The organism is Bradyrhizobium sp. CCBAU 51627 (assembly GCF_028128765.1).
GTDB lineage: Bacteria > Pseudomonadota > Alphaproteobacteria > Rhizobiales > Xanthobacteraceae > Bradyrhizobium.
In genome coordinates, this window is the sequence record NZ_LBJG01000027.1 from 275,598 (window position 1) to 296,431 (window position 20,834).

Genomic DNA, 20,834 nt, shown 5'->3' on the forward strand with positions numbered 1-20,834 from the left:
CGGCAAGATCATGCTCAAACAATAACCCAAAGCGCGCAGCGCTTTAAACCGTGGCGGCCGTGTTTGCCAGTGCGGCTTCGGCAGCCAACCGCGCCTGGCGAAGGCGACGGGCCCGTCTGCGATCGCACCACGCTTGGGTCAGGCGTTCGGTGGTCGCCTTGATCGAGGACAACAGGCCGAACAGCGTCAGCGCCGCACCGAGCAGCCACATCGTGAGATCGAACGCGCCGCCCACCAGCAGCAACGCGCCGCGGCCGAGCAGCTTCATGATCGCGCGGGTCTTGCTGCCCTGTGCTTCCGCAAGTCGCGCCGCGCGCGCAACGTCCTTCGGGCCCTCGGCAATGCGCAACGTATCCATGGCGCCGCGCGTGCCGGTCTTCTCGGCGACGCGCGTGACGTCCTTGCCGAGCCGGACCAGCGCACCGGCCTTCTCGACGCGGAACGCGGCCTTGATCGCGCTCACGGTCTCGCCCGGCCGCAGCACCGAGCCCTTGGCAACCGCGTTCTGAAGCATCGGCGTGTCGACCACTTCGCGCACCGACCGGCCGGCCCATGCGGCGAGACCTTCGCCGAGCCGTCCGACCTTGCGGGCATCCTTCACCAGCGTCAGCCCGGCACGGACGGGCGCCGCGCTGCCTGCCGACATATAGGTCACCGCCGTCACGGCAAGGCCGGCGGCGGCGAGACCGAGCACGAAGCGATCGGTGTCCTCGCCCATGGCGAGATGCTTGCTTTCGCGCACGACGTCCCTGATATCGCCGAACACGAAGAGATCGCCGGCGACGGTTCCGGACAGGCTCGCAACATCGTCGGCATTGCCGGTGACGAGCCCGGTGGCAAAGCGCTTGGCGAAATGCGAGGTGGAATTCTCCGCCTTGACGGCATCGCCGACCCGGCTCAAGAGATCGTCGGGCAGCGCGATGTTGCGGTCACGCGCGAGCGCGACGAAGCTGTCGGCGAGATCGGCATCGCCGGCTTTGAGCGCGGCTTCGATATTGTCCTGGACCAGCCGCTCGTCTTTCGCGAGAGCCGCATCAAGCTTGAGTTCGGACAGGGCCGCCGGATCGTCCTGCGCGGCAAGGACAGCCCCCGCCTCGCGCGCATGCGGTGCTACCTGCGCGAGCACAAGGCTGCATGCAGCAATTCCCGCCAACGCTGAGCTGATTCGCAGCCACTTCATGCTGAAAGCCTGGACATTCGCTGCATCATTGGTGCCCGATGGTTTCGCCTTTCGTCGCAATTTGCGCGTGTCCACAGACATAGTATGCCAAAATTGCGACACAACGTCCCCGACGAAAGAAGGGCTTCTCTGAGGCGACAAGATTGTGTCGAATTTGCATGAGCAAATGAGCATGGGGCAATTGCGAACCTTTCGGTTCCGGCGGGCTAGCAATCACAAGCACCCATCAGTATGGTCCGCGGCGTCAAAAATATGCCGCGTCACTGCTGATTGTGTCTGCTGCCATTGCCACTCCAGGATGAACTACGATGTCCGACCATGTCGTCCCGCACTTCCATAACGATGCCGGTGTTCCCGTCATCGAGATCGGCTCGCAAGAGTTCATGTGCGTCGGCGCCAACCCTCCGTTCGATCATCCGCATGTGTTCCTGGACCTTGGCAACGACAACGAGATCATCTGCCCGTACTGCTCGACGCTGTACCGCTTCGCCGCCGATTTGAAGGCGGGCGAGGCCCGTCCGCCGGAATGCGTCTTGAAGGACAAGGTGGCCTGACCGTTTTCTTCGGTCTGGGGTGGCCCTCCCGCGCACGATCGTCATTGCCGGCGCCGGAATCGGAGGACTGACGGCTGCGCTGGCGCTGGCGCAGCGCGGGTTCCGCATCGTCGTGCTGGAAAAGGCCGAGCGGCTCGAGGAAGTCGGCGCCGGCCTGCAACTCTCCCCCAATGCGAGCCGCGTGCTGGTCGAGCTCGGCCTCGCCGAGCGGCTCAGGCTGCGTGCCGTGGTTCCGGAAGCGGTCTCGATCATGAGCGCGCGCGCCGGTGGCGAGTTGCTGCGCATGCCGCTCGGCGAGGCCGCGTCCGCGCGCGCCGGCGCTCCCTATTGGGTGGTGCATCGCGCCGACCTGCAATCGGCGCTGTCAGGCGCGGTCGCAGACTATCCGGACATCGACTTGAAGCTGGGTGCGACCTTCGAGGATGTCGCCCCCCATGCCAAGGGGCTGACCGTGGTCCATCGCAGCGGCACGATCCGGCGCAGCGATCTCGCCAGCGCGCTGATCGGCGCCGATGGCATCTGGTCGACGGTCCGCCAGCATCTGTTCCCCGAGGTGCAGCCGCGTTTCTCCGGCCTGATCGCCTGGCGTGGTACGCTCGACGCGACCCAACTGCCAAAGGAATATACCGCGCGCCGGGTGCAACTCTGGATGGGCCCGAACGCGCATCTCGTTGTCTATCCGATCGCAGGCGGACGACAGATCAACGTGGTTGCGGTGTTGCCGGGCACCTGGAACAGGCCGGGCTGGAGCACAGCAGGCGATCCCGCCGAGGTGATGGAGGCCTTCGCCCCGCCGCGCTGGCCGCCAACCGCGCGGATGATGCTGACCAGCGTCGACAGGTGGCGCAAATGGGCGCTGTTCGGCGTGCCCGATGGCTGTCCCTGGAGCAAGGGCCCGATCGCGCTGCTCGGTGACGCCGTGCACGCGATGCTGCCATTCGCCGCGCAAGGCGCCGGCATGGCGATCGAGGATGCCGCCGTGCTGGCCAGGCATCTAAGCCTCGAGGTTGCCGAGGACGCAGGCAGCGTCGCGGCCGCGCTGAAGCACTATGGCCTGGCGCGGCGGGCCCGCGTCAGGCGGGTTCAGCGCACCGCCCGGCAGCAGGGCCGCATCTATCATTTGGGCGGGCCCTTCGCGATCGCGCGCGATCTGGCGATCCGCGCGCTCGGCCCGGAGCGCATGCTGGCGCGGCAGGACTGGATCTACGGCTGGCGTCCGTGAGCATGGTTCGGAGAAGTGTGAAGCGGTGCTCCCTCGCGACAAGCGCGGGACGCGCTGGCGCGGAGACCCTGCTCGAAATCAAAATAAGAGATGCCGTCGCGGCCCTCAGCGCTTCGGCGCGGGCTTGATGTCCGGCCGCTGCGGCGCAGTCGCTGCCGGCGGCGCGTTGGGCGGCGTTTCCCGGCACCTGTTGCGGCGCCAGGCATCCTCCGCGAGCTGGGCCGAGCCGCGGACCGCGACGTAATCATTGCGATAGGCGAGCTCGGAGACGACGGCGCCGCCGGCTCCGGTCTGGGCCTTGTCCATCAGCCTCTGCAGATCCGCGGTGCGGGTGGCGAGCGCCTTGCGCTCGGCCTCGAGCTGCTTGCAGTCGTACAACTCGTATTTGGCGGGATCGGCAAACGCCGGCGCGACCGTCTCGCTCATGCTGGCACAGCCGGACAGCGCGAAGCCGGCCGCGCCCAGCGCGGCAACCGCGCAACAGGCGCGCAGAAAAAAGGAAAGCGAAGCGGGCATGGGCAGAAAAATCGTCCCCTGAATTGAGAATGCCTAAAGCAGGGCCAGGTGTCTGGATTGAGGCTTTGCCTTGTGCCGCCGGCTCGCTTAAGGAAGAACCCCTGTCCGGCCCGGAACGCCTATTCCGGACCGCTGGACGGGACTTAAATGTTTGATCTCGTTGGATCAAGCGGGCATGGCGGAATTGGTAGACGCAAGGGACTTAAAATCCCTCGGTGCGCAAGCGCTGTGCCGGTTCGACCCCGGCTGCCCGCACCACCTGCTCCGACGCCCCGGATTGCGTCCACAGCACGATCCAGAAGCAGATCAGCGCGCATCCGAGCTGGACGAAGCCGCCTTCGATGGGCATTCCCGTGATCGAGACCAGTGTCGGCATGACAACGCCGATGGTCAGCACGGCGGCAAGGGTCAGGGCCGGAAGGTCGACGATCAGGACAGCGAAGTAGACCGCGAGCTCCAGGAAGGCATATTCCTTCAGACGCGGCGAGCAGAGATAGAGGCCGGACATCGCGAGCGCCGTAATCCGCATCGCGGCCAGCGGATGATCGATCAGCCAACGGTCAAGGCGCGCCGGCAGCGATCCGGCGCTGTTGCCGATCGCACGCAGCAGCGACCAGCCGAGCGGAACGAGCACGAACGCAGTTGCCGCCAGCGCGTAGATCGCGAACACGAGCGGCTTGCCATCGGCGACACCAGCGCGATCCACGATAGTTTGCGCCAACAGCAGCAGCGACGGATTGGTTTCCTCGATCTGGACCGAATGCTGGTCGGGGATCCCTCCGGTGATCGCGAGCAACCAGCTCGCGAACAAGTTCGGATAGAACACAATCGAGACCAGAATCGGCAGCGCGAAACCGAGACCCGCCACAGCCATCAGGACAAGTTTCCGCCGTCGCGATAGCGGCAAAAAATATAGGGCGGCCAGCACCGGGCAGAACACCAGCTTGAACGACAGCACGATGCCAAGCAGGGCCGCACCCGCGATACGGGGGACGTCAGGGCGATTGTCCGACACGGTAGGGCGAAGCAGAAGGGCAAGTGCTGCGGCAGTCAACACGCAGCCAAGGATTGCGAAATTGCCTGAAGCCAATACCCATTCGAAGCCGACGAACGCACCAAATACATAGAGGCTCTTCAAGGCCACGTCGCACAAGTTGCGCGTCCGGCCGATCCCCGGCAGGAAGATGCTGGAAAGGACGGCGAGGACGAGAAACACGCCGCGGTGATGGGCGACGAGAAAGCCGCCCGCGCACAGCGGACGGAAGGCGTCGAGCGTCACCGGCAGATAGGGATAAGAGAACTTGGTCTCCTTCAGGTTCTTCACGTAATAGGGATCGAGCCCGTCGATATGCGCATCGACCGCGGCGCAATTGACGCGAACGTCCCAGCCGTATCGCGTATCGAGCGCGGCATCGTTGGCGAGATTGGCGGCCACCAGCAGCGCCACCAGCGCGATCAGGCCGGCGAGCCAGACATTGCGTCTGCCGGCCCGATCGGCCGACGGTCCCGACCATCGTACTGCACCGGTGATCTCCGACACGTCCAATCCTGCCTGTGGCTATGTCCCTCGGGCCGGCCCCTGCGTCCGGCCGGGCCACACTGGGCAGGATGCGTTGCGGATTCATCTCCTCGGTGCGGCGCCACGACCTTATGGTGAATGCCCGGTTTCCAACTGAGGCGGGGGACGACGGCCGCCCGCGAAGCGGACGCCACAAGGCGGGTCTTCTGCCGGACAGCCATCCCAAAACATGGGTTGTGCATTGCAGCATGAGCATGAGATATGACCTCTGAAATCAGAGGTAAGCTGCTTGTCCGACGTCAATGCCGACGACTGGGTGTCCTCGGGACACCGCCCGATGGGTTTTCCCGAATTCGTTGTCGTGATCGCGTCCATCATGGCGCTGAACCCGCTCGCCATGGACATAATGCTGCCGGCGCTGCCCAATATCGGGACCGCCTTCAGCATTGCCAACGCCAACCATCTTCAGCTGGTACTGTCGACCTTCCTGATCGGCTTCGGCGCAGGGCAGTTCATCATGGGCCCGTTGTCGGACCGGTTCGGGCGCCGGCCGGTGCTGCTCGGCGGAATGGCAGTCTATGCGGTGGCGAGTGTGCTGGCGGTCGCGGCTCCCTCGTTCGAGACGCTGCTGCTCGCCCGCGCGCTCCAGGGTCTCGGCACCTCGGCGACGCGCGTGATCGCGACCTCGATCGTACGCGACTGTTATGCCGGCCGCCGCATGGCGAGCGTGATGTCGCTGGCCATGATGATCTTCATCGCAGTGCCCGTGATCGCGCCCTCGTTCGGACAGGCGGTGCTGCTGGTCACGCAATGGCGCGGCATCTTCGTCGTGCTGATGCTCTACGGCATCATCGCCCTGGCATGGAGCGTGTGGCGTCTTCCCGAAACGCTGCCCGAGTCCGAGCGCAGGTCGCTCGCGCCCGCCGACGTGATCTCGGCCTTTCGTCAGACCGTCACCAACCGCCAGACCCTCGGCTATGCGACGGCCTCCGGCAGTGTCATCGGCGCGCTGTTTGCCTTTGTGTTCTCGGCCCAGCAGGTGTTCACCGGCATCTATCATCTCGGTCATTACTTCCCGCTGGCCTTTGCCGCGATCGCGGCCGGCACTGCCGTTGCCGGCTTCCTCAACGCGAAGCTGGTCGGGCGGCTCGGCATGCGCGTGATCTCGCACGGCGCGCTGACGCTCTATGCGCTCGTCGCCGCCGTGATGCTGCTGACCGAGATCCTGGGCCTGCTGCCGCTCCCGCTGTTCATGGCGCTATCGGCGCTGATGATGTTCTCGTTCGGCATGATGGTCGCCAATTTCACCGCACTCGCGATGGAGCCGCAGGGCCACATCGCCGGCACGGCCTCCTCGCTGTACGGCTCGATCACGACGCTGATCGGGATCGTGGTCGGCACCGCGATCGGCCAGAGTTTTGACGGCACGCTGCTGCCGTTCGCGACCGGCTTCTTCCTGTCGACGCTTGCGGCGCTCATGATCGTGCTTGTCGTGGAGAAGGGACGGCTGTTCAAGCCGCATCATCGCCCGATCGTCTGAGGAACTTCGCCGCCCTCTCGATGTTGTCCTGCAGCAATTCGAGAGGCCGCCCGATGGAACCACAGCGCCACGACGAAACTCACGAGCGGGATCCGCAGCCGACTGAACGATCGGCATCGCCCGCCAAGCACGCTGATTTCAACCTGCCCTTTGCGAGCGAAGGTCTCGAGCAGGTCCGCGACAGCCACTGCTGAGGAGAAGCCCCCCTACTGCGGACTGCGCTTGCTGGCGCTGAGATCCTGCGCCGCGCTTTCGGGCGGCGCGCCATTGGTTTGCGGCGGCACCATCAGCACGACCACGTTTCGACGGACGCCGGGCCGGCCCCAAAGCGAGGCCTGCACCGTGAATTCCCGCCTGACAAAACGTCCCGCGCGGGCCGACACCCATTCCATCCAGCGACGGCAATGATCCTGGCCCTCGAAGCACAGCGCGGCCCAGCCCCGGTCGAGCGTCGTCTTGCGCGGCAGGCCCCATTTGTATTGGTACTCGAACGGCCGCGCATAATACGGATGATCCGGGCTGTAGAAGGCGGTGGCGAAAGCGAGCGCATCGTCGCCACTGACGGCGCCGAGCGGCTGGCCGGTCAGCTCATGCCATTGTCGAGTCAGCTCGCTTGCGGCTTGCGCGAAAAAATTCCGTCCCTCTTCATAGCCGTGGATGTTGCGATAGACGGCGTGGATGGGGGCTGCAACCAGGACGGCGACAAGCGCAACGCCCGCGACGATGACCGTGGTATTGACGGTGTAGAAGCGCTCGATCGGGTATCGGGCGCCGCAAACGACGAGCACGACGAACAGGAACAGCCCCTGCATGGCCCATAGCGACGGCAAGTCCGTACCCGCCGCGAGCGATGTCAGCACCGGCAATGCGATCGTGCCGATGGCGATATGGAAGAGAAGCCGAAGGCCCGCACTCATCGCGGCAAAGTCGGCCGGAAACCGTTTGAGGCGCGGGCCTGCAATGAAGAACCAGATCAGCGCCGCGACACTGACGGCCGCCACCAGCCCCAGCAGGAAATTCTTCACGTCACCGAGCGAGCTCAAGGCGTTGCCGTTGGCATGGGCCAGCGCGTAAGTGAAGGTCGAGGCGCCCGTGGTCGCGAGCCAGTAGATATGCGGCGACAGCGCCGCGAGCCCAGTGACGACCGAGATCCAAGGCGAAGCGGAGGCGAAATAGGCGCGCCGCGCCGGGTGCGCGAGCGCGGCAAAGGCAAAGCTCGCGACCAGGAAGATCGAATAATACTTTCCGACCATCGCCAGCGCCGTGGTGCATCCGACCGCGATCGCCCAGAAGGCGGACCGGGTCTCGAACGCGCGCAGGAAACACCATGTGGCGAGCGGCCAGGCCGCCAGCAGCACGGTGTTGGCGTTGAAGCGCTGGGCGTGGAATTGATAGGCCGGCGTCACCATCAGCAGCAGCAGCACCAGAATGCGCTTGTGCCCGGTCACGAACTGCCGCGAAACGCAATCGACGAAGTACAGCGCAAATCCCGCGTTGACCATTGCCATCAATTGCAGCGACCAGTCGCCGAGCGGGAAGATCGAGGTCCAGCTCGCCGCGATCCAGCCCATCAATGGCGGATGCTTGTGATAGCCGAAGGCGAAATTCCGCCCCAGCGTCCAGGCCTCAAGCGTATCGGGATGCAGACCGCCGCCGGCATAGGCGATGGCGAGATACAGCGTCCAGATCGCAACGAAGCACGCGATGAGGAGCGGCACCGCCCAGCCTGCCTCCACGCCGTCGAGCCAGCGCAGCAATGGCCGCCGCCAGCGCGCAGGCGCGCGATCGGACCGTTCGGCCATCGCCTGGAATGCAAAATCGATCGGCAAACGAGTCAAACCAAAGGAGGGAAAGTCGTGCTCGAAGGCAAACCATCTATTTCAAACCGGAAACAAATAGCAATGATTGGAAACTGGAAGAGTTAAGGACTTGCGGTGGTCGAAACCGCGACCGCAAAAGGCAGCGGCGCCGCTGATGACAGCGGCGCCGCGTTTCGTCGAGGCAGAGGTGCCCATGCACCCTTGCCTTCTCCCGAGATGTCCTACTCCGACTTGTCGACGTTCCAGAACACCGGGGTGGCCGGACCGTCGAGCACGCCGGTCAGCGACGTCCGCCATGCGCTCGGCGCCAGGTACTGGCCGAGCGGGATGTAGATCACCTGGTCGTAGGCTTCCTTCTGGATCTCGGTCGCGATCTTCTTCTGATCCTCGAGCGAGGCGGCGCGGACGAAGTCGTCCTTGAGCTTCTCGATCTTGGCGTCCTCCGCCCAGCCGAACCAGCCGCCGTTCTTGCCGCGCCCGCCGACCGAAACGTTGGCGATCGGGTTCATCACGTCGGCGGCGACCCAGTTGGTGAAGAACATGTTCCAACCGCCCTCCTTCACAGGCTTCTGGCCGGCACGACGGCTCACCACCGTCTGCCAGTCAGTCGCCTGAAGATCGACCTTGAAGCCGGCCTCGCGAAGCAATTGCGCAGCGACGATGGGCTGCGCCTTCAACGTCGTGACATCGCCGGGCGCCATGATTGCGATCGGCGTCCCGTCATAGCCGGACTCGGCGAGCAGCTTCTTGGCCTCCGCCATGCCGCCGCCCTTCACCAGCGTTTCACCACCCGCCTCGTTCGCAAAAGGCGTGTCGCAAACGAAAAAGGCCCCGCAGAGCTTGTAATATTTGGGATTTCCAACGAGCGCGTCGAGCACGTCCTTCTGGTTCATCGCCAGCAGCGCCGCGCGGCGGATCTTCGGATTGTCAAACGGCGGCAGCTGGAAGTTCATGCGGCCGAGCGTCTGGAAGCCGAACTTGTTCAGAACCTCCACCTTGAGATCGCTGTTGCCCTCCAGCACCGGCAACAGATCCCACGGCGGATTTTCCATGAAGTCGATGTCGCCCGACTGAAGCGCATTTACCGCCGTCTGCGCGTCCGGCATGGTGATCCATTCGACGCGGTCGACCTTGACGACCTTGCCGCCGGCGGTCCAGCTCGCGGGCTCCTTGCGCGGTACATAGTCGGTGTTCTTGACGTAGACCGATTTCACGCCGGGCTGGAATTCACCCTGCACGAATTTGAAGGGACCCGAGCCGATCTGCTCACCAATTTGCTTGCCCGGCGGCGTTTCGGCGAGCCGCTTCGGCATCATGAACGGCACCAGCGAGGACGGCTTGCCGATCGACTCCAGCACCAGCCCGTAGGGCTCCTTCAGCTTCAGCACGATCGTCTTGGCGTCTGCCGCCTCGATGCTGGCGGTGAAGTCCATGAGCTTCTGGCCCATGCCGTCGTTCTTGCCCCAGCGCTTCAGCGAGGCGACGCAGTCCTCGGCCGTCACCGGCGCACCGTCATGCCACTTCAGTCCGTCGCGCAGCGTGAAGGTGTAGGTCAGCTTGTCGTCGGACACCTTCCAGTCCGCCATTTGCGGTTGAACCTTGAAACTGGAGTCGGTCGCCAGCAGGGTGTCGTAGACCATGTAGCCGTGGTCGCGCGTGATATAGGCGGTGGTGAACCCCGGATCGATGATGCGCAGATCGGAGTGCATCACGGCCGTGATGGTCTTGCCGGTTGCGGCCGATGCCTGCGGTGGCAAGACGGACGCAAACGCAAGCGCCGTCGGCGCGACACCCGCAATCTTGAGTAGGTTGCGGCGCGAAATCTTGGACATAAAAGTTTCTCCTGACGTGAAACTGTTCAAAGGCAGCTTATCGATTGCGCATTCGGACAAGTCTTTGGGCGAACCAACCTCATGCAATGCCTTTATCTTTTCGAGACTTGCAGACAGTCTTGAGCGCGTCAATCCGGTTTCGGTGCAGCCCACGGCGTCGTACGCACAGGCTCCACAAAGACCGGTTTGGCTCTACAACACTCTCCGCTTGTCCTGCCCGCGCTGATGCAATGCGCGTTCCATCTTTCGAAGCTTGAGAGACTCAAGATGAATCCAGCCAATCTTCCCTTCGATTCCGAGGCCATGCTCGAAGGCCTGCGCACCTGGGTGGAATGCGAGAGCCCGACCTGGGACGCTGGTGCCGTTAACCGCATGCTCGATATCGCAGCGCGGGATATGGCAATCATGGGGGCGACCATCGAGCACATTGCCGGTCGTCACGGCTTTGGCGGCGTCATCCGTGCGCGCTTCCCGCACCCGAAGCAGGGAGAGCCAGGCATCCTGATTGCCGGACACATGGATACCGTCCATCCGATCGGCACCATCGAGAAGCTGAAATGGCGCCGCGAGGGCAGCAAGTGCTACGGCCCTGGTATCTACGACATGAAGGGCGGCAACTACCTCTCGCTGGAAGCGATCCGGCAGCTCGCGCGCGCCTCATTCACTACACCCCTGCCGATCACCGTGCTGTTCACCCCCGACGAGGAAGTCGGCACGCCCTCGACGCGCGATATCATCGAGGCGGAAGCCGCGCGGAACAAGTACGTGCTGGTGCCCGAACCCGGCCGCGCCGACAACGGCGTCACCACCGGACGTTACGCCATCGCGCGATTCAATTTGGAAGCGACAGGGCGACCCAGTCACGCCGGCGCGACATTGTCCGCAGGACGCTCGGCAATCCGCGAGATGGCGCGGCAAATTCTTGCGATCGACGCGATGACGACGGAGGACTGCACCTTCTCGGTCGGCGTCGTGCATGGCGGTCAATGGGTCAATTGCGTTGCAACGACCGCCACCGGCGAAGCGCTCTCCATGGCCAAGCGCCAGGCCGATCTCGACCGCGGCGTCGAGCGGATGCTGGCCCTCTCCGGCACCACCAATGACGTGACCTTCAAGGTGACGCGTGGCGTGACGCGGCCGGTGTGGGAGCCGGATGCCGGCACAATGGCGCTTTATGAAAAGGCGCGCGGCATCGCCAAATCTCTCGGCGCGGAACTACCGCATGCGAGTTCCGGCGGCGGCTCCGACGGCAACTTCACCGGCGCGATGGGCATCCCGACCCTCGACGGCCTGGGCGTGCGCGGTGGCAATGGCCACACGCTTGAAGAGTATATCGAGGTCGAGAGTCTGGTCGAACGCGGCCGCCTAATGGCCGGTTTGCTGGCGACGCTGGAGTGATCGCACTGCGATCACCGCCGTCATGGCCGGCTTGACCCGCGCATGACGACCGGGTGGATGGCACGGGAATTGCTGAAATGTTAGGCTGGTGGCAGAACGGGCCATGACCGCTGCCGCCGATTTGACTCTAATCTGACGGATCCAACTTGCTCGGATATCTCCTTCGCCGAATCTTCGCCGCCGTGCCCGTGATGGGCGTCGTCGCCCTGTTCGTGTTCCTGCTGCTGCGGCTGACGCCGGGCGATCCCGCTGCGATCCTCGCCGGCGACAATGCGACGCCGGAGCGGCTGGAGCGCATCCGCACCTCACTGGGCCTCAACGAGCCCTTGATCGTCCAGTTCATCACCTGGGTGAACAAGCTGCTGCACGGCGATCTCGGGACGTCGCTGATCTCCAATCTGCCGGTCATGAAGATGATCGGCCAGCGCGTCGAACCGTCGATCTCGATCGCGTTGTCCACCATCATTCTCGCCGTCGTCGTCGCCGTGCCGCTCGGCGTCATCGCGGCCTGGAAGCACGGCACCTGGATCGATCGCTTCGTGATGGGCCTCTCCGTGCTCGGCTTCTCGGTACCGGTATTCGTGGTCGGCTACGTCCTGATCGAGGTGTTCGCGATCGACCTGCGCTGGTTGCCGGTGCAGGGCTTCAAAAGCATATCGGCCGGCTTCGGGCCGTTCCTCGAGCGCATCATTCTGCCCACCTGCGCACTCTCCTTCATCTATATCGCCCTGATCGCACGCATGACGCGCGCGGCGATGCTCGACGTGCTCGGCGAAGATTATGTGCGAACTGCGCGCGCCAAGGGCATCACCGAGGTCGCCGTGATGATGCGGCACGCACTTCGCAACGCCGCCGTGCCCGTGATCACCGTGATCGGCACCGGCTTTGCGCTGCTGATCTCCGGCGTTGTCGTCACCGAGAGCGTCTTCAACATCCCCGGCATCGGCCGCCTCACCGTGGATGCGGTGCTGGCGCGCGATTATCCGGTGATCCAGGCGATGATCCTGCTGACCTCGCTGATCTACGTCGTCGTCAACCTTCTGATCGACGTCGCCTACACGCTGCTCGACCCCCGTATCAGGTACTGAGGCAAGGACAAGACAATTATGACCGTCGATAGCCTTCCGCAGTCCTCGATTCCGATCACGTCACCGCTGCGGCCCCGCCTCGGATTCCTCACCTCGACGCCGATCATCGCGGCGGCCACCATCCTGCTCACACTGATCGTTGTCATCTCGATCCTGGCGCCGCTGATCGCGCCGCATGATCCGATCCAGCTGGCGCCCTCGCAGCGGCTCAAGCCTTCCTCGGCGCAGTTCCTGCTCGGCACCGACGCCTATGGCCGTGACCTGTTGTCGCGCGTGATCTATGGCGGCCGCATCTCGCTTCTGATCGGCATCGGCTCGGCGATCTTCTCGATCGCCATCGGGCTCGCGATCGGCCTCGTCTCCGGCTTCTTCAAGCTGGTCGATTCCGTGATGATGCGCATCATGGACGGCCTGATGGCGATGCCGAGCATTCTGCTCGCGATCGCCGTGGTGTCGCTGTCCGGCGCCAGCATCTGGACCGTGCTGATCGCGATCACCATTCCCGAAGTCCCGCGCGTGGCGCGCCTCGTGCGCTCGGTCGTGCTGTCCGCCCGCGAAGAGCCTTATGTGGAAGCCGCGATCTCGGTCGGATCGTCGCTGCCCAAGATCATGTGGCGACATCTGATGCCGAATACGATCGCGCCGCTGATCGTCCAGGGCACCTATGTCTGCGCCTCCGCCATCCTCACGGAGGCCATTCTCTCCTTCCTCGGCGCCGGCATCTCGCCGGAGACGCCGACCTGGGGCAACATCATGGCCGAAGGCCGCCAGTACTTTCAGCTCAAACCGACGCTGATCTTCTGGCCGGGCCTCTTGCTCTCGATCGCCATTCTCAGCATCAACCTGATCGGCGACGCCGCCCGCGACGCACTCGATCCCCGCATGAAGCAGCGGGAGGGGAAGTGATTTGTCTCGCCGACCTATCCCCTTGTTCTGTCATTGCGAGCGAAGCGAAACAATCCAGTCCGCATCCGCGGAAAGATTTCTGGATTGCTTCGTCGCCAGCGCAAAATTGCTTCGCAATTGGGCGCGGGCTCCTCGCAATGACGATGGAGTGACCTGATGACCAACGCCATCCTCGACATCAACAACCTCGTCGTCTCCGTCGGCAAGACGCCGGGCGGCCCAAAGATCATCGACGGCATCTCGATCCAGGTGCGCGAAGGCGAGACGCTGTGCCTCGTCGGCGAAAGCGGCTCGGGCAAGTCGGTGACCTCGCTCACCACGATGGGCCTCTTGCCGAAGGGCACGCTGGTTCCGACCGGGGGCAGCGCCAAGCTTGTCGGCGAGGAAATCCTCACCGCGACCGACCGCCGCCTGCGCCAGCTGCGGGCGACCAAGATGGCAATGATCTTCCAGGAGCCGATGACCGCGCTCAATCCGGTCGTCCCGGTCGGCCGCCAGATCGACGAGGTGCTGCGCGCCCACACCGATCACGACGCCAAGGCGCGCAAGAAGCTCATCCTCGACATGATGGAGCAGGTCCACCTGCCCCAGGTCGAGCGCATCTTCGCCTCCTACCCGCACCGCCTCTCCGGCGGCCAGCGCCAGCGCATCATGATCGCAATGGCGCTGGTGCTCGAGCCCAAGCTCCTGATCGCCGATGAGCCGACCACCGCGCTCGACGTCACCACGCAGAAGCAGATCTTGTCCCTGATCCGCGAACTCCAGCGCGACCATGGCACGGCCGTGCTGTTCATCACCCATGACATGGGCGTGGTCGCCGAGATCGCCGACCGCGTCGCGGTGATGCGGCAGGGCCGCCTGGTCGAAACGGGCCCGCTTGAGACCGTGCTGCGCAATCCCACCATGGACTACACCCGCAACCTGCTCGCCTCCGTGCCGAGCCTGGTGCCGCGGCCACCGCGTGAGGAGAGCAAGGAGCCGATCGTGCTGGAGGCCAACGATCTCAGCAAGATCTACAAGGAGCGCGCATTCTTCGGCAAAGGCCGCGAGGTCGTCGCCGCCGACAAGGTAACGCTGACGCTGCGCAAGGGCCGCACGCTCGGCATCGTCGGTGAAAGCGGCTCGGGCAAGTCGACGGTGGCGCGCTGCATCGTGCGCCTGATCGATCCGACCTCCGGCGGCGTGCGCCTGTCCGGCCGCGAGATCTCGGACATCTCGCGCCGCCTGCTGCAACCGCACCGGCAGAAGATCCAGATCGTATTCCAGGATCCGTACCGCTCGCTCAACCCGCGCGTCAGCGTCGGCGAGAGCATCGCGGAAGGCCCGATCAATTACGGCGTCCCGCATGCCGATGCGATGAAGCGGGCGCGCGAGCTGCTCGAACTGGTCGGCCTGCCCGCCGACGCAGTGTCGCGCTATCCGCACCAGTTCTCCGGCGGCCAGCGCCAGCGCATCGCGATCGCGCGTGCGCTCGCGCTCGATCCCGACGTGCTGGTCGCGGACGAAGCAGTCTCCGCGCTCGACGTCTCCGTTCAGGCGCAGGTTCTGGAACTGTTCGATGAGATCCAGAAGCGGCTCGGCATCGCCATCCTGTTCATCACGCACGATCTGCGTGTCGCAGCGCAGATCTGCGACGAGGTCGTGGTGATGCAGCACGGCCGCGTCGTCGAACAGGGGCCCGCCGCGGAGGTGTTGACGCACCCGCAGGAGGCCTACACCAAGGCACTGCTGGATGCGGCACCGGGCCGCAACTGGGACTTTGCGAATTTCCGGCCGGTGTCGGAGGGTGTGGGGGCGAGCGCGTAGGTCTCTCCCCTCGTCATTGCGAGTTTAGCACCGGCGAAGCAATCCAGAATCCCTCTGTGGAGAAAGTCTGGATTGCTTCGCTGCGCTCGCAATGACGGTGTGCGCGGCACACATTCCCAAAACAGCTTGACCCCATGCGTTGCGCGATTGCTTCCCGCCTTGCTCTCACGGCAAGCCCATGGCTAATTTCGCGCACTCTTGATTGATCGGACTTGCATTGATGACTCGCATCGCCGTCGGCGGCTTCCTGCACGAGACCAACACCTTCGCTCCGACGAAGGCGACATTTGCGGACTTCCAGCATGGCGGCGGCTGGCCGGCGATGACCGTGGGTGCCGACGTTCTGAAGGTGATGCGCCGCATCAATGTCGGTCTCGCTGGTTTCGCCGACGGCGCGGAAGCCAACGGCTGGGAACTCGTTCCGACCATCGCCTGCGGCGCAAGCCCGTCAGCACATGTCACCGAGGACGCCTTCGAGCGCATCGTGAAGGTGATGGTGGACGGCATCGCGGCCGCCGGCCCGATCGACGCCGTCTATCTCGATCTGCACGGCGCCATGGTGACGGAGCATCTCGACGACGGCGAGGGCGAGATTCTGGCGCGCGTGCGCCGCGTCATCGGCAGGGATGTTCCTCTGGTTGCAAGCCTCGACCTGCACGCCAACGTCACGCCCGCGATGATGGAACACGCGGACGCGCTGATTGCCTACCGCACTTATCCGCATGTCGATATGGCCGAGACCGGACGCGCCTGCGCAAGGCATCTCGCCCTGCTGCTGAAGACGAAGCAGCGCTTCGCAAAATCATTCCGCCAATTGCCGTTCCTGATCGCGATCAGCTGGCAATGCACCAACGACTTCCCCACCAAGGGCATCTACGAAAAGCTCGCCGCGCTGGAGAGCGATGCGGTTCCGACGCTGTCTTTCGCGCCGGGCTTCCCCGCCGCCGATTTCCGCGACTGCGGACCGAGCGTGTTCGCCTATGGCAGGACGCAAGACGACGCCGATCGCGCCGCAGATGCGATCGTCAAGCTGATCGAAAGCCACGAGGACGATTTCGACGGCAAGATCTGGACGCCTGATGACGGCGTGCGCCACGCCATGGAACTTGCGAAGAGCGCGAGCAAGCCGATCATCATCGCCGATACCCAGGACAATCCCGGCGCCGGGGGCGATTCCGACACCACGGGCATGCTGCGCGCACTGGTGCGCAACAGAGCGAGCGCCGCCACCGGCGCAATCTATGATCCGGCTTCAGCCAAGGCCGCGCATGCGGCCGGCGTCGGCGCCACCGTGACGCTGTCGCTCGGCGGCAAGTCAGGGATCGCCGGCGACGAGCCCTACACCGAGACCTTCGTGGTCGAACAACTCTCCGACGGCCGTTTCATCGCGCCCGGTCCCTATTACGGCGGCCGCGAGATGGAGATGGGCCCCTCCGCGGCCTTGCGCATCGGCGACGTCCGCGTCGTCGTCTCCTCGCACAAGGCGCAGCTCGCCGACCAGGCGATGTACCGCTATGTCGGTATCGAGCCGACCAGGGAGAAGATTCTGGTCAACAAGAGCTCGGTGCATTTCCGCGCCGATTTCGAGCCGATCGCGGAAAAGCTGATGATCTGCGCCGCACCGGGCGCGATGCCCGCCGACACGGCGTCACTCCCCTGGACGCGCCTGCGGCCGGGCATTCGCATCAAGCCGAACGGTCCCATTTTCACGCCCCCTTCACGCTAACCGGACAGGACAAATGCCCACAATCGACCGCATCGACGGCTACGCCGACGAACTCACTGCTATCAGGCGCGACCTCCACGCCCATCCCGAAATCGGCTTCGAGGAAGTGCGCACCTCCGGCATCGTCGCTGACAAGCTGACCAGCTGGGGCATCGAGGTGCATCGCGGTCTCGGCGGCACCGGCGTGATCGGCGTCATCAGGGGCAAGGGCTCCGGCAACAAGCGCATTGGCCTTCGCGCCGACATGGACGCGCTGCCGATGGAAGAGAACACCAATCTGAAATGGAGCTCGAAGATTCCCGGCCGCTTCCACGGCTGCGGGCATGACGGTCACACCACCATGCTGCTCGGCACCGCGCGTTACCTCGCCGAGACCCGGAATTTCGACGGCACCGTGCACCTGATCTTCCAGCCGGCCGAGGAAGGCCTCGGCGGCGCCCGCGCCATGATCAAGGACGGCCTGTTCGAGAAGTTCCCGTGCGACGAGCTCTACGGCCTGCACAACGCGCCCGACCTCAACCATGGCGAGATCGCGATCCTGCCGGGCCCGGCGATGGCCAGCGCCGACTTCTTCGACCTCCGCATCACCGGCTATGGCGCACATGGCGCGATGCCCGAGCGCTCCAAGGACGCGGTCGTGATCGCGACCACGCTGGCGCAGGCGATCCAGACCGTGGTCAGCCGCAACGTCGAGCCGCTGCAGGCCGCGGTAGTGTCGATCACCCAGATCCATGCGGGCTCCGCCTACAATGTCATTCCCGGCGACGCGCATCTTTGCGGCACCATCCGCACCTTCTCGAAAGAAGTCCGCACGCTGGTCAGCGAGCGCATCCGCACCATCTGCGCCGGCATCGCCAGCGCCTATGAGTGCGCGATCGATGTCGACATCCGCGATACCTTCAACGTGCTGGTCAACCAGGTCGAGCAGTCCAAGGTGGTCGAGGAGGTCGCGCGCACAATCGTCGACCCCGCCAAGGTGATCACCCGCACCCAGCCGAAGATGGGCAGCGAGGATTTTGCCGACATGCTGGAGACCATTCCCGGCGCCTATTTCTGGGTCGGCCATGACGGCTCGGTGCCGGTGCACAATCCCGGGTTCGTGCTCGACGACAAGATCCTGCCGATCGGCGCCAGCATGTTCGCCCGGATCATCGAAACGCGCATGCCGGTGGGCTAGCGATGAAGAAGAGCGTCAAGGAGGCGGTCACCTCGCTGCACGATCTGTCCGCGGTCGATCTGATCGCGGGCTATCGCGCAAAACAGTTCTCGCCGAGCGAGGTGCTGGAGGATTTGCTCGCGCATGTCGCGGCGTGGGAACCGCATCTGAAGGCGCTCTATGCGTTCGACCCCGATGGCGCACGCGAAGCCGCCGAGGCTTCGACGGCGCGCTGGTCCGGCGGCGAACCGTCCGGCGCGCTCGACGGCGTTCCTGTCACGGTGAAGGACAATATCGCGACCAAGGGCGTGCCGGCGCCGCTGGGCGCCGCCAGCGTCAAGCTGGTGCCGGCCGAGAAGGATGCCCCGCCCGCCGCGCGGCTGCGCGAGGCAGGCGCCATCATCTTCACCAAGACCACCATGCCCGATTACGGCATGCTGTCCTCGGGCCTCTCCTCGTTCCACGCGCTGGCGCGCAATCCCTGGGACCTCACCAAGAACCCCGGCGGCTCCAGCGCCGGTGCGGGCGCCGCAGCCGCAGCCGGCTATGGCCCGCTGCATCTCGGCACCGATATCGGCGGCTCGGTGCGCCTGCCTGCCGGCTGGTGCGGCCTCGTCGGCCTGAAGCCGAGCTTTGGCCGCGTGCCGATCGACCCCACCTATGTCGGCCGCGTTGCAGGCCCCATGACCCGCACGGTCGATGATTGCGCGCTCATGATGAGCGTGATCGCAAGGCCCGACCGGCGCGACGGCATGAGCCTGCCCACCGAGCCGCTGAACTGGAAAGGGCTTGAGAAGTCCCCGCGCAAACTGCGCATTGGCCTGATGCTCGATCCCGGCTGCGGCTTGGCGCTGGAGAAGCCGGTGCGCGAGGTGGCGGTGAAGGCAGCGAGGGCATTTGAATCCGCGGGCAGCGTCGTCACCGAGGTCGACGGCATCCTCACGCGCGAGATGCTCGACGGCCTCGACAATTTCTGGCGCGCGCGGATGTGGGACGACCTGTCGAAGCTGACGCCGGCCCAACAGGCCAAGGTGCTGCCTTACATCTTCAAGTGGGGCGCATCAGGCGCAAAGCTCTCCGGCCTCGACGTCATCCGCGGCTTCAACCAGACCATGGCGATCCGCGCGGCCGCAGCAAAGCTGTTCTGCGAGCTCGATTACGTGATCTCGCCGACCGCGCCGAACGTGAATTATCCGGTGGACTGGGCCTCGCCGACCAACGATCCCATGAAGCCGTTCGAGCACATCGCCTATACCGTGCCGTGGAATATGTCGGAGAATCCTGCCGTCTCCATCAATGGCGGCTATGATGCGAAGGGTTTTCCCGTCGGCGTGCAGATCGTCGGCCGCCGCTTCGACGATATCGGCGTGCTCGGCATGGCCAAGGCGTTCGAAGGTCTGCGCGGCGCGCAGCGGCCCTGGCCAAAGCCGCCGGCGAAGTAACCGCCGATCTAGCGTCTCAGCACAATCGTCATGCGCGGGCTCGCCCCCGCGCATCCATCATCTTCAAAAAGATGGATTGCCGGGTCAAGCCCGGCAATGACAGAATTGATTCAAGAATGACCAGGGAAGGAAACCACTCATGGCGTATGAGACGATCAAATACGAGGTCGCCGAGCAGATCCTCACCATCACGCTGAACCGGCCCGACAAGCTCAACGCCTTCAACGCACAGATGCAAGGCGAGCTGATCGACGCGTTCGACGCCGCCGACAAGGACGACAACGTCCGTGCCATCATCGTCACCGGCGCCGGCCGTGGTTTTTGTGCAGGCGCGGATCTGTCGTCGGGCGCCGATACGTTTGACCGCGACGCGCGGCGCGGACCGGTGAAGCGCTTTGCCGACGGCAAGGTCGATTACAGCGACCCTCAGGTGCGCGACGGCGGCGGTCAGGTCACCTTGCGGATCTTCAAGTGCCTCAAGCCCGTCATCGCCGCGGTGAACGGCCCTGCCGTCGGCATCGGCGTCACCATGCAGCTCGCGATGGACGTCCGCCTTGCATCCGAGGCTGCGCGCTTCGGCTTCGTGTTCTCCCAGCGCGGCATCGTGCCGGAGGCGGCCTCGAGCTGGTTCCTGCCACGCATCGTCGGCATCTCGCAGGCGCTGGAATGGTGCTATTCGGGCCGCGTCTTCCCAGCGCAGGAAGCGCTCGCCGGCCGCCTCGTCAGCAAGGTCGTCGCCCCGGATGATCTCTTGCCCACCGCCCGTGCGCTGGCGAAGGAATTCGCCGCCAAAACCGCACCGGTGTCGATCGCGCTGATCCGTCAGATGATGTGGCGCATGATGGGCGCCGACGACCCCATGGAAGCGCACAAGGTCGACAGCCGCGGCATCTACGCCCGCGGCCGCTCGGACGACGTGAAGGAAGGCGTGGTGTCGTTCCTGGAAAAACGCCCGGCGCAGTTCAAGAACAAGGTGTCCAGCGACATGCCGGACTATTTCCCGTGGTGGACGGAGCGGGAGTACAAGTGACGCTCTCGCAGGGTGGGCAAAGCGGAGCGTGCCCACCAATTGTCTCCATCACGAACCGATGGTGGGCACGGCGCAAGAGCGCCTTTGCCCACCCTACGG

Annotated in this window: 16 protein-coding genes and 1 tRNA gene; 13 read left to right on the forward strand and 4 right to left on the reverse strand. The window is 64.7% G+C overall.

The annotated features are described in order from the left end of the window. Positions 1-43: 43 nt before the first annotated feature. Positions 44-1,180 carry a hypothetical protein gene (locus XH88_RS24850; RefSeq protein WP_271670886.1) on the reverse strand — a complete coding sequence of 379 codons (1,137 nt, stop codon included), beginning with the start codon at positions 1,178-1,180 and terminating at the stop codon, positions 44-46. A 308-nt stretch (positions 1,181-1,488) separates the two neighbouring features. On the opposite strand from XH88_RS24850, the gene XH88_RS24855 reads away from it, so the two are divergent. Beyond that, the gene (locus XH88_RS24855; protein ID WP_007602543.1) at positions 1,489-1,734 is read left to right on the forward strand and encodes a zinc-finger domain-containing protein; all 246 of its coding nucleotides are present in this window, start codon (positions 1,489-1,491) and stop codon (positions 1,732-1,734) included. A 19-nt stretch (positions 1,735-1,753) separates the two neighbouring features. Beyond that, a complete protein-coding gene (locus XH88_RS24860; protein ID WP_271670887.1) occupies positions 1,754-2,956 on the forward strand; it encodes an FAD-dependent monooxygenase in 1,203 nt (400 codons plus the stop codon). Positions 2,957-3,061: 105 nt separating this feature from the next. Here XH88_RS24860 and XH88_RS24865 read toward each other — a convergent pair whose 3' ends face one another. Beyond that, the gene (locus tag XH88_RS24865) at positions 3,062-3,472 is read right to left on the reverse strand and encodes a twin-arginine translocation pathway signal (RefSeq protein ID WP_271670888.1); all 411 of its coding nucleotides are present in this window, start codon (positions 3,470-3,472) and stop codon (positions 3,062-3,064) included. A 169-nt stretch (positions 3,473-3,641) separates the two neighbouring features. Between XH88_RS24865 and XH88_RS24870 the strand changes: the two genes are divergently transcribed. From XH88_RS24870 to XH88_RS24880, 3 genes are all read left to right on the forward strand, one after another. Beyond that, positions 3,642-3,730: transfer RNA gene (locus XH88_RS24870), tRNA-Leu, on the forward strand. 19 nt (positions 3,731-3,749) lie between these two features. Next, a complete protein-coding gene (locus XH88_RS24875; protein ID WP_271670889.1) occupies positions 3,750-4,373 on the forward strand; it encodes a hypothetical protein in 624 nt (207 codons plus the stop codon). Between the two features lie 907 nt (positions 4,374-5,280). Then, positions 5,281-6,531 carry a multidrug effflux MFS transporter gene (locus XH88_RS24880; RefSeq protein ID WP_271670890.1) on the forward strand — a complete coding sequence of 417 codons (1,251 nt, stop codon included), beginning with the start codon at positions 5,281-5,283 and terminating at the stop codon, positions 6,529-6,531. Between the two features lie 206 nt (positions 6,532-6,737). Here the strand turns inward: XH88_RS24880 and XH88_RS24885 are convergent, their stop codons facing one another. After that, a complete protein-coding gene (locus tag XH88_RS24885) occupies positions 6,738-8,333 on the reverse strand; it encodes a glycosyltransferase family 39 protein (RefSeq protein ID WP_271670891.1) in 1,596 nt (531 codons plus the stop codon). A gap of 239 nt (positions 8,334-8,572) precedes the next feature. Beyond that, the gene (locus tag XH88_RS24890; RefSeq protein ID WP_271670892.1) at positions 8,573-10,183 is read right to left on the reverse strand and encodes an ABC transporter substrate-binding protein; all 1,611 of its coding nucleotides are present in this window, start codon (positions 10,181-10,183) and stop codon (positions 8,573-8,575) included. 267 nt (positions 10,184-10,450) lie between these two features. Here XH88_RS24890 and XH88_RS24895 point away from each other — a divergent pair, with 267 nt between their 5' ends. The 8 genes from XH88_RS24895 (at position 10,451) to XH88_RS24930 (ending at position 20,735) form a co-directional block, all read left to right on the forward strand. Further along, a complete protein-coding gene (locus tag XH88_RS24895) occupies positions 10,451-11,581 on the forward strand; it encodes a M20/M25/M40 family metallo-hydrolase (RefSeq protein WP_271670893.1) in 1,131 nt (376 codons plus the stop codon). A gap of 146 nt (positions 11,582-11,727) precedes the next feature. Next, positions 11,728-12,669 carry an ABC transporter permease gene (locus tag XH88_RS24900; protein WP_271670894.1) on the forward strand — a complete coding sequence of 314 codons (942 nt, stop codon included), beginning with the start codon at positions 11,728-11,730 and terminating at the stop codon, positions 12,667-12,669. Positions 12,670-12,687: 18 nt separating this feature from the next. Then, a complete protein-coding gene (locus tag XH88_RS24905; RefSeq protein WP_271670895.1) occupies positions 12,688-13,575 on the forward strand; it encodes an ABC transporter permease in 888 nt (295 codons plus the stop codon). Positions 13,576-13,731: 156 nt separating this feature from the next. Further along, complete coding sequence (locus tag XH88_RS24910; protein ID WP_271670896.1) at positions 13,732-15,381, forward strand: ABC transporter ATP-binding protein; 1,650 nt, start codon at positions 13,732-13,734, stop codon at positions 15,379-15,381. A gap of 220 nt (positions 15,382-15,601) precedes the next feature. Further along, positions 15,602-17,107 carry a M81 family metallopeptidase gene (locus XH88_RS24915; RefSeq protein ID WP_271670897.1) on the forward strand — a complete coding sequence of 502 codons (1,506 nt, stop codon included), beginning with the start codon at positions 15,602-15,604 and terminating at the stop codon, positions 17,105-17,107. A gap of 13 nt (positions 17,108-17,120) precedes the next feature. Next, complete coding sequence (locus XH88_RS24920; RefSeq protein WP_271670898.1) at positions 17,121-18,284, forward strand: M20 aminoacylase family protein; 1,164 nt, start codon at positions 17,121-17,123, stop codon at positions 18,282-18,284. A 2-nt stretch (positions 18,285-18,286) separates the two neighbouring features. Next, positions 18,287-19,705 carry an amidase gene (locus tag XH88_RS24925; protein ID WP_271670899.1) on the forward strand — a complete coding sequence of 473 codons (1,419 nt, stop codon included), beginning with the start codon at positions 18,287-18,289 and terminating at the stop codon, positions 19,703-19,705. A 139-nt stretch (positions 19,706-19,844) separates the two neighbouring features. Next, positions 19,845-20,735: a crotonase/enoyl-CoA hydratase family protein gene (locus XH88_RS24930; protein WP_271670900.1), complete on the forward strand. Its 891-nt coding sequence runs from the start codon at positions 19,845-19,847 to the stop codon at positions 20,733-20,735. Positions 20,736-20,834 lie beyond the last annotated feature (99 nt).

Coding starts and splice junctions, on each gene's coding strand:
- XH88_RS24910 (WP_271670896.1), top strand. CDS start 13,732: ATGACCAACGCCATCCTCGACATCAACAACCTCGTCGTCTCCGTCGGC.
- XH88_RS24890 (WP_271670892.1), bottom strand. CDS start 10,183: ATGTCCAAGATTTCGCGCCGCAACCTACTCAAGATTGCGGGTGTCGCG.
- XH88_RS24925 (WP_271670899.1), top strand. CDS start 18,287: ATGAAGAAGAGCGTCAAGGAGGCGGTCACCTCGCTGCACGATCTGTCC.
- XH88_RS24915 (WP_271670897.1), top strand. CDS start 15,602: ATGACTCGCATCGCCGTCGGCGGCTTCCTGCACGAGACCAACACCTTC.
- XH88_RS24865 (WP_271670888.1), bottom strand. CDS start 3,472: ATGCCCGCTTCGCTTTCCTTTTTTCTGCGCGCCTGTTGCGCGGTTGCC.
- XH88_RS24930 (WP_271670900.1), top strand. CDS start 19,845: ATGGCGTATGAGACGATCAAATACGAGGTCGCCGAGCAGATCCTCACC.
- XH88_RS24905 (WP_271670895.1), top strand. CDS start 12,688: ATGACCGTCGATAGCCTTCCGCAGTCCTCGATTCCGATCACGTCACCG.
- XH88_RS24850 (WP_271670886.1), bottom strand. CDS start 1,180: ATGAAGTGGCTGCGAATCAGCTCAGCGTTGGCGGGAATTGCTGCATGC.
- XH88_RS24855 (WP_007602543.1), top strand. CDS start 1,489: ATGTCCGACCATGTCGTCCCGCACTTCCATAACGATGCCGGTGTTCCC.
- XH88_RS24885 (WP_271670891.1), bottom strand. CDS start 8,333: ATGGCCGAACGGTCCGATCGCGCGCCTGCGCGCTGGCGGCGGCCATTG.
- XH88_RS24920 (WP_271670898.1), top strand. CDS start 17,121: ATGCCCACAATCGACCGCATCGACGGCTACGCCGACGAACTCACTGCT.
- XH88_RS24895 (WP_271670893.1), top strand. CDS start 10,451: ATGAATCCAGCCAATCTTCCCTTCGATTCCGAGGCCATGCTCGAAGGC.